A 14030-nucleotide genomic window follows, 5' to 3' on the forward strand; every position below is an offset into this window, starting at 1 on the left:
GTACAAACGTTTTCTTTTACAATTTATTTTACAGATGTTTATTGAACCCAATATATCAGGCGAAAGAAGAGGCTGGATCGAAGTGATCTGCGGGAGCATGTTCAGCGGAAAGACCGAAGAGCTCATCCGCCGCCTCAAAAGGGCCAAGATCGCCAACCTGAAAGTAGAGATCTTCAAACCTGCAATAGACGTGCGCTACGACGAAAACAACGTAGTGAGCCACGATTCGAACGCGATACAGTCTACCCCCATCGAAAACTCACAAACCATCCTCCTGATGGCCGAAGGCGTAGACGTGGTGGGCATCGACGAGGCGCAGTTTTTTGACGACGAGATCATTAACGTTTGCGAAATGCTGGCATTGAGGGGTGTGCGGGTGATCGTGGCCGGACTGGATATGGATTACCTCGGCAAACCTTTCGGGCAGATGCCGTTCCTGTTGTCCATCGCCGACTACATCACCAAATTACACGCGATCTGTATGAAGTGCGGGAACATCGCAAACGTATCGTATCGAAAAACGGGCCAGGGCGGACAGGTATTACTGGGCGAAAAAGAAACCTACGAGCCACGCTGCCGCAAATGCGCCAATGAAAAGTAGCCGACGCATATTAGCCCTCATGCGCAAGGACCTGCTCCTTGAAACCCGCCAGCAGTATACATTGTATGGGATACTGCTTTATGTGGCGTCTACCATTTTTGTGGTGTACCTGTGTATGGACCAGCCCGAGGACAAAATATGGAACGCCATGTTCTGGGTGATACAATTGTTTGTATGCATCAATGCCGTGGCCAAAAGTTTCCTGCAGGAAAACCGCGGGCGCATGCTTTATTTTTATTCGATCGCCAGCCCGGTTGATTTTGTTTTGTCAAAACTCATCTTCAATGCCGTATTGATGGTGGTGATGAGTTTGCTGAGTCTCGGCATCTTCACATTGTGGCTGGGCAACCCGCTTGAAAACTGGCCCGTTTTTATTTTTATTTCCTGTTTTGGGGGGATGAGCCTCGGGCTTGTTTTCACCTTCCTCGCGGCCATCGCGGCAAAGGCACAGCAACAGGCGGCCCTGATGGCGATCATGGGGTTCCCGCTCATCATTCCGCAACTGCTTTTGCTGATGAAGATCTCTTCTGTTGCTTTTTCTTCGGTGATTCAATCCGGCTGGTGGCAAATGGTGCTGCTGCTCGGAGGGCTTGACCTGATGGTAGTGGCACTGGCGGTTATTCTTTTCCCGTTTTTGTGGAAGGATTAAAGAACATCATATTCTGCAAACAGAACATCTGCCACAAAGCAACGCTAAAACCGCAGGTGCCTCACCGTCTGCGCTTTATTGATCAACTGCTTTAATGAATCGATGCCGATCTTCAGGTGATTCTCCACGAACTCGGAAGTTACTTTCTTATCGCTCTCCTCTGTTTTTACACCATCCGGTATCATCGGCGAATCGCTTACCAGTAACAGTGCGCCTGTGGGGATCTTGTTGTAAAAGCCAACGGTAAAGATCGTCGCCGTTTCCATGTCAATGGCATAGGCGCGTACTTTGGTCAGGTAGGCCTTGAATTCGTCGTCGTGCTCCCAAACCCTTCGGTTGGTGGTATAAACCGTTCCTGTCCAGTAATCAACCGAATAATCGCGGATCGTTGTTGAGATCGCTTTCTGCAAAGCAAAGGCTGGCATTGCAGGAACTTCGGGCGGGAAATAATCGTTCGAGGTACCTTCTCCCCTGATTGCCGCGATGGGAAGGATCAGGTCGCCGATCTTGTTGCGTTTTTTCAATCCGCCGCACTTGCCCAGGAACAAAACGGCTTCGGGGTTGATGGCCGTGAGCAGGTCCATGACCGTGGCCGCACCCGGGCTACCCATTCCAAAATTGATGATGGTGATGCCATCTGCAGTTGCGCATTGCATGGGCCTGTCGGTGCCCACGATCTCCACATTGTTCCATTTGGCAAACATGGTAATGTAGTTGCTGAAATTGGTAAGCAACACATATTTACCAAAGTTTTCCAGCTTCTCCCCTGTGTAACGGGGCAGCCAGTTATTAACGATGTCTTCTTTTGTTTTCATGGTGTACGGTTTTGAGCCAGGCGTTTGAACGGGGGCTTTAGGAGTTAGCGTACGAAACGCCTAACTTCAGCCTCCCTAATTCCTAACTTTGAAAAAAATAATTGGCTAAAATACAAAAAAGGCGGCCATAAACAAAGCGTATGACAAGGATAGAATATCCACCTTTCGATTTCCGTATAAAAAAAGAGAATGAAAAGGAATGGATCTTTGACGAGGTACGCAAACAATGGGTGCGGCTCACGCCGGAGGAATGGGTGCGGCAAAACATATTGCAATACCTGCTGCAGGTAAAAAAATACCCCGCATCGCTCATCGCCGTCGAAAAGGAAATTGCGCTGGGCGAATTGCGCAAACGTTTCGACATCCTCGTTTACAAGGAAGCAAAACCATGGATGATCATCGAATGCAAGGAAATGAATGTGCCGCTGAGCGAAGCTACCATCAGGCAGATCCTCAACTACAATATAACCATCCGGGCAGATTACATCATGGTAACCAATGGCACGGAACACAGGGCATTCTGTATTGCGAAAGGCATCCCGGAGCCGATAGCCGAATTGCCGGAAACAGGAAGTAGTAATTAATTAGGAATTAGTAATTAGTAATTAGGAATTAACAGTTGCTAATCCGCATTCCTAATTCCTAATTCCTAATTCTTAATTCCTATTGTGGGTTTGTTACGGAAATATCCCCAACTCACTATAAGATGTTCCTACTTTATTGATAGCGCATACGTAAGCGGCGGTGCGCATGTCAGGAATATCGGGGTTGTTTTTCCAGATGTCCATGATCTCACGCGTTGCGGTGATCATGGTTTCTTCGAGGCCGCTGTGCACGAGGTCTACTTCTTCGGGGCCGTGTTTGATGAACTTGCGCTCAACATCCGAAACGCTTTTACCGGTGAGGCCCTCGATCTGGTCGAGGATATGTGTATTGAGGTTTTCGGTGAACCGTTTTTCCATACGCCCGTAACGCACGTGGCTGAGGTTTTTCAACCATTCGAAATAAGAAACGGTAACACCGCCTGCATTGAGGTACATATCAGGTACAACGAGTACGCCTTTGCCGATGAGGATGTCATCTGCTTCCGGTGTAAGCGGTCCATTGGCAGCTTCGCCGATGATCTTTGCTTTTACTTTACCCGCATTATCGCCATTGATCACGTTCTCCAGCGCAGCCGGGATCAGGATATCGCACTCGAGCTCGAGCGCGTCGTTGCTTTTTGCAAGATTGGTTGCGCCAGGGAAATTGAGAATAGAACCGGTCGCTTTCCGGTGCTGGAACACTTCTTCTTCGTTCAACCCATCTGCTTTGTAAATGGCACCTTCGTACTCGGCAATGGCAACAACAATTGAACCATGTTCACGGAAAAATTTAGCGCTGTGGTAGCCAACATTACCAAGACCCTGCACCACTACTTTTTTTCCTTCAACACCAAGGCTCAGTCCCAGTTTCTTCATCACATCTTCCATGTTGCACACTTCACGGATACCGAAGAATACGCCCAGGCCGGTTGCTTCTTTACGACCGCGCACGCCGCCCTGTGTGATCGGTTTGCCGGTAACACAACCGGCAGCATCGATCTCGCCCGGTTTCAAAGAAGCGTAGGTATCAACGATCCAGGCCATTTCTCTTTCACCGGTTCCATAATCAGGAGCGGGAACATCGATGCCGGGACCGATGAAATTTTTCTTTACGAGTTCACTTGTATAACGGCGGGTGATCTTTTCGAGCTCGTATACACTGTGTTTTTTCGGGTTGATTTTAATCCCGCCCTTGCCCCCGCCAAACGGAACATTCACGATAGCGCATTTATAGGTCATGAGCGATGCAAGCGCCATCACCTCATCCTGGTTCACTTCATCGCTGAAGCGGATGCCGCCCTTACAAGGCGATTTGTGCTGCGAATGCTGTACACGGTAAGCCTCGATCACTTCAATGCGACCATCATCCATCTTCACCGGGAAACGCATGCTGTACACACTGTTGCACGCCTTGATCTGCTCGAGCAAACCGTTCTCCCACTTTGTAAATTTTGACGCCTTATCAAAGCTTTTTTCAACACTTTGGAAAAAGCTATACGGTTGTTGACTTGACATGATTGATTCTTTTAGATTTTATTTTCTTTTATGGAAAGCTATTTTGTTCACGGATCGCCGGCTCACCCGGCCCCGTTATTTTTTTTCGAGTTTGCTGATCTTCCTGTCCAGGCTATATACATAAAAAAACAGGCCAATCAATATCGTAACCACTACGGCAACTACTACGTATAATTTGCCGTTGCTGCGCATAAGGTCCGCATTCTCGGGATTGGCCACTGTTTCCTGTGCCTGTGTGGTTGCTGCTGTAAATGCGAACAGGAACATGCCTGCCATTCTTTTTACCTTATTCATACGCCAATTGTTTTTGTTGAATGAGCCGCACACGGATGCGCAGGGTGGTGATCCATACGCTGATCAATGTCCAGCCGATGAACGCAGGATACATCACACTGCGCATGGAATTTGTGGTGTCTTTCGGGTTAAGCCCCGGGTTGCCCTCACTTCCCAATCCGCCCGGATGCAGGCTCTCCGCCAGCCTCGGAAGGATCCATATGCAGGGAAACAACATAAAATATGCAAAGACATTGTATACCGCTCCTATCCTTGCCTGCTTCTCTTCATCCTGCAAACTTCCTTTCAATACAAAATAGGCGAAGTAGATCAGCAACGCAATGGCCGTACCGTTTTGCTTGGCATCGCCACTCCAGGGCTTGCCCCATTGGTAGTTGGCCCAGATCATTCCCGTTACCAGCCCGAGAATGCCGAGCATGTTTCCCGTTCTTACAAATTCGGTTGAATAGATCTCGTCTTTCACCGACTGTTTGCGCAGGTATTTGATGGCATATACAACAGACACCGTAAAACAAACCATCATGGCGATCCACATCGGCACATGAAAAAATAAATTACGGATCGTTTCTTTCAAAGGCACCCCGGGCGGTGAAGGAACCGGCACAAGAAAACCGTAAGAGCAGGTATATAAGAGTAAAATAAAACTTGCTATTTTCCACCAGGATTTTCGAAGCATGATCTGTTTTTTACAGTGTCCATTCAGCACCCTCAACAAACTAACAACTGTGAGCGCAAAATTAGGTGAAAGGGGCCCAATAACAAGAATGATTGTGTAAAAAATACGGGTTATACCTACCTAAATCGGGAAAACTTGTGTTTTGCGATCCACTGGTTTCAAACACAGTTCAGCATCCCACCGGTCGAGATCCGCCACGCTGTGTTGATCCGTGCATTCCGTGGCAAAAAAATAATTTACTTTACAGGATGGCAGCACCCCTCTTAACCATCAATGGCCTCTCGGTTGATTTCGTCACAGACCAAACCACCACAAAAGCATTAAAAAACATTTCAATATCTGTTTCGCGCGGTGAAATACTGGCGATTGTGGGCGAATCGGGCTCAGGCAAATCCGTGACCTCGCTCTCCATCCTGCAATTATTGCCGTCGCCACCCGCAGTATACACTTCAGGGGAGATCATACTCACCACAAACGATGAGCGCTCCGACATGCTGACCATCCCACGCGAAAAGCTCCAGCGCATCCGCGGCAATGAAATTGCGATGATCTTCCAGGAACCGATGACCTCCCTGAACCCCGTTCTCACCTGCGGCTTCCAGGTAATGGAAGCCATCCGGCAGCACGAACCGCTCACAGAAAAAGAAGCGATGGAAAAAACGATCGCACTTTTCGAAAAAGTTAAACTTCCCGACCCGGCGGGTATGTTCAAAAGATACCCGCACCAACTCAGTGGCGGACAAAAACAGCGGGTGATGATCGCCATGGCGATGAGCTGCGAGCCCGCCCTGCTCATCTGCGATGAGCCCACCACCGCACTCGACGTCACCGTTCAGAAAAACATCCTCGAACTGATTCGCGAACTGCAAGTCCAGAATAACATGGGTGTAATATTTATTACGCACGACCTGAGCGTAGTGGCAGAGATCGCAGACCGTATCGCCGTTATGTACAAGGGAGAAATTGTTGAACAGGACACAACGGCAACGCTGCTTTCATCACCACGGCATCCTTACACAAAAGCATTGCTTGCCTGCAGACCCGGTTTACACGAAAAAGGCGAGCGCCTCCCGGTGGTAAGCGATTTTATGGAAGTGGACGGCGAAGGAAACATAAAAGAAAAACAAGCCGCAAAACAGGAAAGCCATGTATACCCGGCACCTGGAACCAGTTCTCAAACACCGCTTCTAACAGTAGAAAACCTCAAAGTCTATTTTCCTGCCAAAAAATCTTTTCTTGGTAAGGTCACCGCTTATACAAAAGCAGTTGATGATGTGAGTTTCACAGTTTACGCGGGAGAAACACTCGGACTGGTGGGCGAATCGGGCTGCGGAAAAAGCACATTGGGCAGAACGATCCTGCGGCTGATAGAGGCAACAGAAGGAAAAGTTCTTTACAAAGGAATCGATCTTTTAAAAACGGCGCCGGCAACATTGAAATCGCTGCGCAAAGACATGCAGATCATTTTCCAGGACCCCTACTCATCGCTCAACCCAAGGATCACCATCGGCGATGCGATCGCAGAACCTTTGCTGGTGCACGGTTTGGCCAGGAATGAAAAAGAGCGGAAAGAAAAAGTTGTTTCACTGCTGGAAAAAGTAAACCTGCGGTCGGAACACTACAACCGTTACCCGCACGAATTCAGCGGCGGGCAGCGGCAACGCATCGTGATCGCACGGGCATTGGCTCTCAACCCTTCTTTTATCATTTGCGATGAAAGTGTTTCTGCACTGGATGTGAGCGTACAGGCACAGGTGCTAAACCTGCTGAACGACCTTAAAAAGGAATTCGGCTTTACCGCTATCTTTATCTCGCACGATCTTTCGGTGGTCAGGTACATCAGCGACAGGATCATGGTGATGAACAAAGGAAAGATCGAAGAAATGGGCAATGCGGAAGACGTGTACCGCAACCCGCAGAGCGCCTACACGCAAAGGCTGATCGCTTCCATTCCCGGTGCGGTTATCTGAAAGAATAGTTGAGTTCCTGGAACCAGTTGCCCCCATCGAAACGATCAATCTTCCACGAATAACCAACATTCTCGAGATAATACACAAATCCTGCTTCCAATGCCTCGTTAAGCCCCGCGGGAACCGTTTTCTCAAAAACGATCTTGTTGGTGGGAGAAGGAATGTCTTTCACTTTCATAACAGAAAAAGTGGAATCGAACAGGTGGCGGCTGTCGCCGGCTTTCCTGATAAACACAGAAAAGGTTATGTTCTTCTGCTCCTGCGAAAAATCCTGCTCGGTGTACAATACAAAGCGAACGGTTTTGCCGGTGCGCGCAATCACTTCAAGATCCTCCGTTTTTTTTGTGCAGGAAGCCAAAAAAAGAATTACGGCCATTGTGAACAAAATGGCTGTTTTGGTTTTTGTTGTCTGAATCATGATCCATAAAACGGAAACTTTAGCAGAAGGTTGCCGCGAGCGCAAAAATAACATTTTTTGGTCATGGGTGAAAGACTTATATATGTTTGACAATCAATTGTTTAATCAATTGATATGATTCAAATTGGCGGGTTTGTACCTATATCGTACCTTTGCCAACTTCTGAAATTCATGCCGTAACATGAAGCGAGCTACTTCCCGCAAGTCCTGGGGATGGCAACCTGAATGTGGCTATCATCTTAAAACAGGATTAGACACATGAAATTATCACAGTTCAAGTTTGACCTTCCACTAAACCTCATTGCGCAGAACCCTACCAAACGCAGGGAAGACAGTCGCATGATGGTGGTTGACCGAAAGAGCGGCCACATGGAAAACAAACATTTCCGCGACATTCTTGAGTATTTCGACGACAAGGATGTTTTTGTAGTGAACAACACCAAAGTATTTCCCGCGCGTATGTATGGGCGCAAGGAAAAAACGGGTGCGAAGATCGAGGTGTTTTTGCTTCGTGAGCTGAACAAACCAAACCGTTTATGGGATGTGATCGTTGATCCCGCAAGAAAGATCCGCGTAGGCAACAAATTATATTTCGGCGAGAACGAAGAACTCGTTGCCGAAGTGATCGACAATACCACCAGCCGTGGCCGTACCATCCGTTTTTTATGGGACGACGATGACGAGAGCTTCAAAAAGATGCTCGAACATCTTGGAGAAACGCCTTTGCCTAAATACATCAAACGCAAACCGGACGAGGAAGACAAGGAACGTTACCAGACGGTGTATGCGAAATACGAGGGCGCTGTTGCGGCGCCTACTGCAGGGCTTCACTTCAGCAAAGAGCTCATCAAACGTTGCGAGATACTGGGGATCCGTTTTGCGGAAGTTACCCTGCACACGGGCCTCGGCACCTTCCGCCCCATTGAAGTGGAAGATCTCAGCAAACACAAAATGGATGCAGAATACTACGCCATTGACGAGCAGGCCTGCAACATCGTAAACAAAGCGAAAGAAACCGGGCACCGCATCTGTTCCATCGGAACCACTACCATGCGCGCCATGGAAAGCAGCTTCACCGCGCAGAAATTATTAAAACCAAGCGAGGGATGGACCAACCACTTTATCCATCCACCTTATAAATTCAATGTTGCAGACAGCCTGGTTACCAATTTCCATCTGCCAAAAACCAGCCTGCTTATCATGACCTGCGCATTCGCCGGTTACGATCTCGCCATGGAAGCTTATAAAAAAGCGATCAAGGACAAGTATCGTTTCTTTAGTTACGGCGATGCGTTGCTGATCATCTGAGTACGCTTTGCAATTGCAAGTCTTTTCATAACAAAGAAGCCTGGTAGAAACACCAGGCTTCTTTGTGTTTATGGTTAAGCGCAACAAAACAATCAGGGCTCATAGTCATAAGGCAGCTTGGTGCACATTTTTTCCGACCATGACCAAAAACCTTTAACGCCTACAATATTTTCTCCGTAAAAACTTCCGTTCGAAAGAAACACGAGATGTTCGGGCACATTCATAAGATGGGAAACGACCGGGTTAAATTTTTGATCGTCGGGAAGTGTTTTCTGGTAATCGGGGTATTTGATCTTTGGCAGGTAAACCACTTCGATCCTGTTCGGGAAAATGAGTTGTTTGGAATTATGGTCCCTGTCTGATGCGATGTTCTTTGCGCCAAGTTTGATATCGATCAGGATCTCTTCCTGCCTGATCTGTTTCATTACACTTTGAAAATACGCCAGCGTGTCTTTGTTGATGATGCGGGCTGTATCTTTCTCTTCTATAAAAAGCAGGCTTTCGTTGGCATGAATGTAACCGGAGTTTGATAATTTCTTTTTACTCTGCCGGTCGAACATTTCACGCACACGCTGCTTTTCCATTTTGCTGATCTTCGCTATTTCGCGTACCTCGAATTGTTCTTCGGCTATTTTATCACGGTAAGTGCTGCGCATAAAATGCAGGAGCGAACCCTTGTAAACCTTGTCCCTGTTCTCTTTCCATTTTTTTTCAAGGCGTTTGTCTGTTGACTGCATTTCGGTAAAGAACGGGTAACCGCGGTAAATAAATTGTTTGGTGGAGAGGCTGTATTCAAAATTTACGAGCGTGTACTTCAATATGTATCCCAATGCATTGTTTTCAATAACCAGGTCCTCCTTCGCTGTTATTTTTACCAGGTCCGTCCGGGGAGAATAGCGGAAACGCAGCGCTTCTTTGTTCACAAGCGTACATTCGGATGCGAAAGATTCTGTGCCGATAAAATTATCCATAAAGAAATGGCCGTACCGCGACCATCCATACGGATCGTACGGATCGTTTGCCACCACTACTTCTTTTAGTTCTTCTGTTTTTGGTTTGAGATAGACCACCACATTATCCAGCGACTGGTCTGAACCGATCAGTGTTCTGAACAATTCGAACCCTACGCATGAAATGATCAGTTCGTACTTTCCTTCGGGAAAATTCCGCAGCACAAAAACGCCGTTCTCGTCACTCACCGTTCCCTTCGATGTATTGCTGAGGTAAATATTGGCGGCGGCCACAGGTGTTTTATCCTGGGAGAAGATGCGCCCCGACATGGTTTTCTGCGCCTGGGCGAAAACCATCAAAAAAGAGGAACATAGTAAAAGCAGGAGCTTTCGCATACCAGTTTTGGTTTTGGAGAAGAATGGTCGGACGTAAACCATGCACAATTTTAATGCCATGTTCCGGCTCCCGGCTCCCCGTTTCCTGTAACTTACAAAAACTATTTTGCTTTCTTAGGCGGTGGCCAGTAGTCGATGGGCAGTAACTCCGCTATTTTTTCCGAAAAACCCCAATAACCCGAAGAGATCATGGTGGTGCCTTCGTAGTAGGTACCATTGGACCAGACCATCATTGGTTCTTCGCTTGTGCGTTTGATCTGCGAGGTAACGGGCGCTTCCATATAGGCCTGGTTCAGGGAACGGTAAAATTCCACGGGCGCCATTTTTGGTTTGTAAACCACCTGGAGATAATCTTTGAAATTAAAACCGGCGACCGTACTGTCGATTGCGTAAGCGATGCTGTCGCCGGTAAGGGTACGGTTGATGAGGTAGTCTGTTGTTTCAGGCATACGCATCACTTTCCGGTAATAGGCGGCGGTATCAGGGTGAAGGCCGGCATATACGTCACCTATCACAACAGATCCGCCTGTGGTCACCCTGGTCCCGGTCATTTTTGCGCGGTTGATCTGCGAAATGCGTTCCCTTTCCGTGTTTGGAATTTTGATGATGCGCTTGACATCGAACTCCTGTTCGATCAATTTGTTCCGGTAGAGGCTCCGCATGAAGTGCATGATCGATCCGTAATAAGAAGCTTCACGGTTGGCGAGCCACCTTCTTTTCTGCGCCGAACGTTTGGTTTCTATGTCTCTGAACAAAGGATATCCCTGGTAGAGAAAAACATGCGTGCGCATGTTGTACTGGAAATTCACAAGATCGTATGTCAGGTGGTAGCCGAGATGACGGTTCTCGATGAGGATGCGGTCGTCGGCGCTCACGTATAGAGTATTCTCTTTGCGGTTCAGCCTGAACCGTAGCACTTCTTTGTTGAGCAGTTTGCAATCTTCTGCGCCGGCAGACATCCCGATAAAGTTCTCCAGGAAAAACCTTCCCCATTTCTGCCATCCATCTTTCTCGTAAGGTTCAAGGATCACTTCTTTGAGTTCATCCACTTTTGGCTTTAGTACCACTTCGATGTTTTCGGGGATGCGGTTGGAACGGATGGGTAATGTAAAGGACTCGTACCCGACGAACGAAACCACGAGATCAAAACTTCCTTCCGGGAAGCGCGGCAACACAAACTCACCATTCTCCTGCGTAACCGTTCCGATCGATGTATTGGCAAGAAAAACACTGGCGCCAACCACGGGGCGGCGCGTATCGGCATACAACACCCTTCCTTTCAAAGCCTGGGCAAAAGAAACAGAGGTGAACAAACAAAACAAAAAAATAAAAGCGCTTCTCACTCGTTGGGTTTCAGGAGAGAAAGATAACGAACTTTTTAGTTATAGAAAAACCTGGGGGAATATTTGTTTGAATCGGTGCATTAAAAAAAATGCCACAGGTTTTACACGCAGGCAAACGGGCCGGGCTGTAAAACCTATGGCAAAAAAATGTGCAGGCTATAGCGCTACAAACCGAACAGCCCGCTGTTCAGCAACTGGAGCATGCGGGTTTTGTGTGCGCTTGGTACCAGCAATGAAATATTGTGCGGGCTGCCGCCGTAGCTTACCATGGTTACCGGTACTTCGCTGATGGCGGTGAACAAGCGTTGCAGCACGTGATCTGTTTGTGCAATTTCATTACCAACAATGGATACGATGGACTGGTCCTTTTCCACATCAACCGTTCCAAAGGGTTCAAGTTCTTTTACGATCTGTTTCAACGATGTGTCGGAATCGATGGTAACTGAGACCGCAACTTCAGAAGTGGTGATCATGTCGATAGACGTATGGTATTTTTCAAACACCTCAAATACTTTTCTCAGGAAGCCATAAGCCAGCAGCATACGGCTGCTTTTTATTTTGATGGCGATGATGCCGTCTTTGGCTGCCACCGCTTTTACGCCAACGGTTCCGGCTTCTTTCATGATCACCGTTCCGGCCGCATCGGGTTGCATGGTGTTGAGCAATTTTACGGGAACGTTTTCCAGTTGCGCGGGCCAGATACAGGTTGGGTGCAGGATCTTTGCACCGAAATAAGCAAGCTCGGCGGCCTCGTCAAAACTCAGTTGTTTGATGGCATTTGTTTTTTCAACCACGCGTGGATCGTTGTTGTGCATACCGTCGATATCCGTCCATATCTCGCAAACGCTTGCGTTGATGGCCGCGGCCACCAGTGAAGCTGTGTAATCGCTTCCGCCACGTTTCAGGTTGTCTACTTCACCTTTCGCATTGCGGCAGATGTATCCCTGCGTGATGAATAATTTTTTATCGCTGTTCTGTTGCAGCAACTGGCTCAGTTTGATCTTGATGCTGCCGAGCTGCGGTTCTTCGTTCGAATCCACCGACATAAACTCAAGCGCAGGCAACAGCATGTGATCGATGCCTTTTTCTTCCAGGTAAGTGCTGAAGAGTTTTGTGCTCATCAGTTCGCCCTGTGCAAGAATATCTTTGTTCAACGCTTCGCTGAATGAAATCCGGAGGATGATGTTCAGGAACTCAAAATGTTCCGTGATAACAGCATTCGCTTTTGCCCTTGTATGTTCTTCCTTCAAAAGATCCAGCACAAAAGCCCTGTAATGCGCCTCCAGCTTATCGATCTTCTGTTTGGCGCCGGTGCGGTCGCCCTGTGCTAAACTATTGCTGATCTCTACCAATGCATTGGTTGTACCGCTTAATGCGCTTAATACAACGATGGTTGGCTCTGCATCCCTGGTGATCAGTTGCGATACCTGGTGCATACGTTCCGGCTTACCCACACTGGTACCGCCAAACTTCATTACTTTCATGTGAAACCCCCTCCCCGATTTTTTAGTGATTGAATATTCGTGCAAATGTAACCCGATAATCAGTAAATAACAGTTCAAATTAATAATTGCGCGCTTTGCAGGAGACTGCGGAGAACTGCGGGATTGTGAGGGCTAACAAATGTCAGTTATAAAAAACAACACTAAGAACCGAAAGGCTTTTGATTGCTGCATTCTACATTGTCGCCCGGCGTTACATTGAAATACCTGCAGAAGAACAGATAATAGCCGTAGCGGTATTTTGTATCCGGATCGCCCGAAGGGCCGCAATCAATTCCGCCATTGATCACATTCACAACCGTGCCAAAACCCGGGAGGCGCCCGCCATCTATGTCTTTGGGCGATGGCTGCCAGGTGCCCGACATCACTTCATGACAGGAAGGTTTTGGGAATTGGGGCGTTGTCCAGAACCACAACGCGGAAGCAAAAGCAAGTTGCGCGTTTTTTGTGATGAGCGACGGATCGTTGAGCAAAACATTTTTGTTTTTAAAATAGGCCTCACTGAACTGGCCGTAATTGTAGTTCCAGCTGATCTGTATCGGGCCGCGGCCGTGGTAAGATTGCCCGGCAACAGGCGGGTAATTTTTTTTGGATGGATCGCTGTATTGCGGGCAGCCCTTTACACAGTTGAGCTCTTCTGTATAGCGAAGCCCCCATTTGTAATAACCACCCGGCGCATCGTCCCACCCACCTCCTGTTTCTTTCGCGATGTTGGCAAGGAAGGCGCAGAGTTCGCGTTTCTGTATAACCGGATCGGGGTTAGAAAGAAACTGGGGAAAGGAGTCTGCGGCTGCAAGAAATGACTTGTATGAATAAAAATCGATGGCGGTTTTACTGGCATGGGCAGGATCGATGCCAATCCTGTTTGGGAAAAGTTCGTTCCATTTTTTTTCTGAAAGGTATTTGCGGACGTTGCTCCGCTGTGCATGTGTTTGCAAGGTGCAAAGCATAAAAACGAAGCACAACAGTGCAGTGTTTTTTAACGGCGGTATGATCTTCGGCAAAAACA

At 47.8% G+C, this 14030-nt stretch carries 14 protein-coding genes; 5 read left to right on the top strand and 9 right to left on the bottom strand.

Annotated elements, in window-relative coordinates; translation table 11 throughout:
- Window positions 1-34: 34 nt before the first annotated feature.
- Window positions 35-601: a thymidine kinase gene (locus GWC95_RS13725; RefSeq protein WP_161819294.1), complete on the top strand. Its 567-nt coding sequence runs from the start codon at window positions 35-37 to the stop codon at window positions 599-601.
- Window positions 591-1250 carry a heme exporter protein CcmB gene (locus tag GWC95_RS13730; RefSeq protein ID WP_161819295.1) on the top strand — a complete coding sequence of 220 codons (660 nt, stop codon included), beginning with the start codon at window positions 591-593 and terminating at the stop codon, window positions 1248-1250. The genes GWC95_RS13725 and GWC95_RS13730 overlap by 11 nt, the downstream gene beginning before the upstream one ends.
- A gap of 44 nt (window positions 1251-1294) precedes the next feature.
- Here the strand turns inward: GWC95_RS13730 and GWC95_RS13735 are convergent, their stop codons facing one another.
- Complete coding sequence (locus GWC95_RS13735; protein ID WP_161819296.1) at window positions 1295-2065, bottom strand: AMP nucleosidase; 771 nt, start codon at window positions 2063-2065, stop codon at window positions 1295-1297.
- Between the two features lie 140 nt (window positions 2066-2205).
- Here GWC95_RS13735 and GWC95_RS13740 point away from each other — a divergent pair, with 140 nt between their 5' ends.
- The gene (locus GWC95_RS13740) at window positions 2206-2649 is read left to right on the top strand and encodes a type I restriction enzyme HsdR N-terminal domain-containing protein (protein WP_161819297.1); all 444 of its coding nucleotides are present in this window, start codon (window positions 2206-2208) and stop codon (window positions 2647-2649) included.
- A 93-nt stretch (window positions 2650-2742) separates the two neighbouring features.
- On the opposite strand, the gene GWC95_RS13745 is transcribed toward GWC95_RS13740, so the two are convergent.
- The 3 genes from GWC95_RS13745 to ccsA all read right to left on the bottom strand — a co-directional run bounded on the left by GWC95_RS13745 (window position 2743) and on the right by ccsA (window position 5134).
- Window positions 2743-4164, bottom strand: a complete 1422-nt coding sequence (locus GWC95_RS13745) for a Glu/Leu/Phe/Val family dehydrogenase (RefSeq protein WP_161819298.1) — start codon at window positions 4162-4164, stop codon at window positions 2743-2745.
- A 75-nt stretch (window positions 4165-4239) separates the two neighbouring features.
- Complete coding sequence (locus GWC95_RS13750) at window positions 4240-4458, bottom strand: CcmD family protein (protein ID WP_202630293.1); 219 nt, start codon at window positions 4456-4458, stop codon at window positions 4240-4242.
- The gene (gene ccsA, locus GWC95_RS13755; RefSeq protein WP_161819299.1) at window positions 4451-5134 is read right to left on the bottom strand and encodes a cytochrome c biogenesis protein CcsA; all 684 of its coding nucleotides are present in this window, start codon (window positions 5132-5134) and stop codon (window positions 4451-4453) included. Before ccsA ends, GWC95_RS13750 begins: the two co-directional genes overlap by 8 nt.
- Before the next feature lie 248 nt (window positions 5135-5382).
- Here ccsA and GWC95_RS20000 point away from each other — a divergent pair, with 248 nt between their 5' ends.
- Window positions 5383-7104, top strand: coding sequence for an ABC transporter ATP-binding protein (locus GWC95_RS20000; RefSeq protein ID WP_161819300.1), 1722 nt, complete (start codon window positions 5383-5385; stop codon window positions 7102-7104).
- Here the strand turns inward: GWC95_RS20000 and GWC95_RS13765 are convergent.
- The gene (locus GWC95_RS13765; protein ID WP_161819301.1) at window positions 7097-7480 is read right to left on the bottom strand and encodes a hypothetical protein; all 384 of its coding nucleotides are present in this window, start codon (window positions 7478-7480) and stop codon (window positions 7097-7099) included. The two genes, GWC95_RS20000 and GWC95_RS13765, sit on opposite strands and share 8 nt — an antisense overlap.
- 300 nt (window positions 7481-7780) lie before the next feature.
- Between GWC95_RS13765 and queA the strand changes: the two genes are divergently transcribed.
- Entirely contained in the window at window positions 7781-8830 is a 1050-nt protein-coding gene (queA, locus tag GWC95_RS13770; protein ID WP_161819302.1) for a tRNA preQ1(34) S-adenosylmethionine ribosyltransferase-isomerase QueA, read from the top strand.
- A gap of 92 nt (window positions 8831-8922) precedes the next feature.
- Here queA and GWC95_RS13775 read toward each other — a convergent pair whose 3' ends face one another.
- The 4 genes from GWC95_RS13775 to GWC95_RS13790 form a co-directional block, all read right to left on the bottom strand.
- A complete protein-coding gene (locus GWC95_RS13775; protein ID WP_161819303.1) occupies window positions 8923-10176 on the bottom strand; it encodes a carboxypeptidase-like regulatory domain-containing protein in 1254 nt (417 codons plus the stop codon).
- A gap of 101 nt (window positions 10177-10277) precedes the next feature.
- Window positions 10278-11519, bottom strand: a complete 1242-nt coding sequence (locus GWC95_RS13780) for a carboxypeptidase-like regulatory domain-containing protein (RefSeq protein ID WP_161819304.1) — start codon at window positions 11517-11519, stop codon at window positions 10278-10280.
- Between the two features lie 164 nt (window positions 11520-11683).
- A complete protein-coding gene (locus tag GWC95_RS13785) occupies window positions 11684-12994 on the bottom strand; it encodes an aspartate kinase (protein ID WP_237722160.1) in 1311 nt (436 codons plus the stop codon).
- Between the two features lie 170 nt (window positions 12995-13164).
- Window positions 13165-14025: a chitinase gene (locus GWC95_RS13790; protein ID WP_161819306.1), complete on the bottom strand. Its 861-nt coding sequence runs from the start codon at window positions 14023-14025 to the stop codon at window positions 13165-13167.
- Between the last annotated feature and the right edge of the window lie 5 nt (window positions 14026-14030).

This window comes from Sediminibacterium roseum, from assembly GCF_009939005.1.
Lineage (GTDB): Bacteria > Bacteroidota > Bacteroidia > Chitinophagales > Chitinophagaceae > Sediminibacterium > Sediminibacterium roseum.

Coding starts and splice junctions, on each gene's coding strand:
- GWC95_RS20000 (WP_161819300.1), top strand. CDS start 5,383: ATGGCAGCACCCCTCTTAACCATCAATGGCCTCTCGGTTGATTTCGTC.
- GWC95_RS13730 (WP_161819295.1), top strand. CDS start 591: ATGAAAAGTAGCCGACGCATATTAGCCCTCATGCGCAAGGACCTGCTC.
- ccsA (WP_161819299.1), bottom strand. CDS start 5,134: ATGCTTCGAAAATCCTGGTGGAAAATAGCAAGTTTTATTTTACTCTTA.
- GWC95_RS13765 (WP_161819301.1), bottom strand. CDS start 7,480: ATGGCCGTAATTCTTTTTTTGGCTTCCTGCACAAAAAAAACGGAGGAT.
- GWC95_RS13740 (WP_161819297.1), top strand. CDS start 2,206: ATGACAAGGATAGAATATCCACCTTTCGATTTCCGTATAAAAAAAGAG.
- GWC95_RS13725 (WP_161819294.1), top strand. CDS start 35: ATGTTTATTGAACCCAATATATCAGGCGAAAGAAGAGGCTGGATCGAA.
- GWC95_RS13745 (WP_161819298.1), bottom strand. CDS start 4,164: ATGTCAAGTCAACAACCGTATAGCTTTTTCCAAAGTGTTGAAAAAAGC.
- GWC95_RS13735 (WP_161819296.1), bottom strand. CDS start 2,065: ATGAAAACAAAAGAAGACATCGTTAATAACTGGCTGCCCCGTTACACA.
- GWC95_RS13750 (WP_202630293.1), bottom strand. CDS start 4,458: ATGAATAAGGTAAAAAGAATGGCAGGCATGTTCCTGTTCGCATTTACA.
- GWC95_RS13785 (WP_237722160.1), bottom strand. CDS start 12,994: ATGAAGTTTGGCGGTACCAGTGTGGGTAAGCCGGAACGTATGCACCAG.
- GWC95_RS13775 (WP_161819303.1), bottom strand. CDS start 10,176: ATGCGAAAGCTCCTGCTTTTACTATGTTCCTCTTTTTTGATGGTTTTC.
- queA (WP_161819302.1), top strand. CDS start 7,781: ATGAAATTATCACAGTTCAAGTTTGACCTTCCACTAAACCTCATTGCG.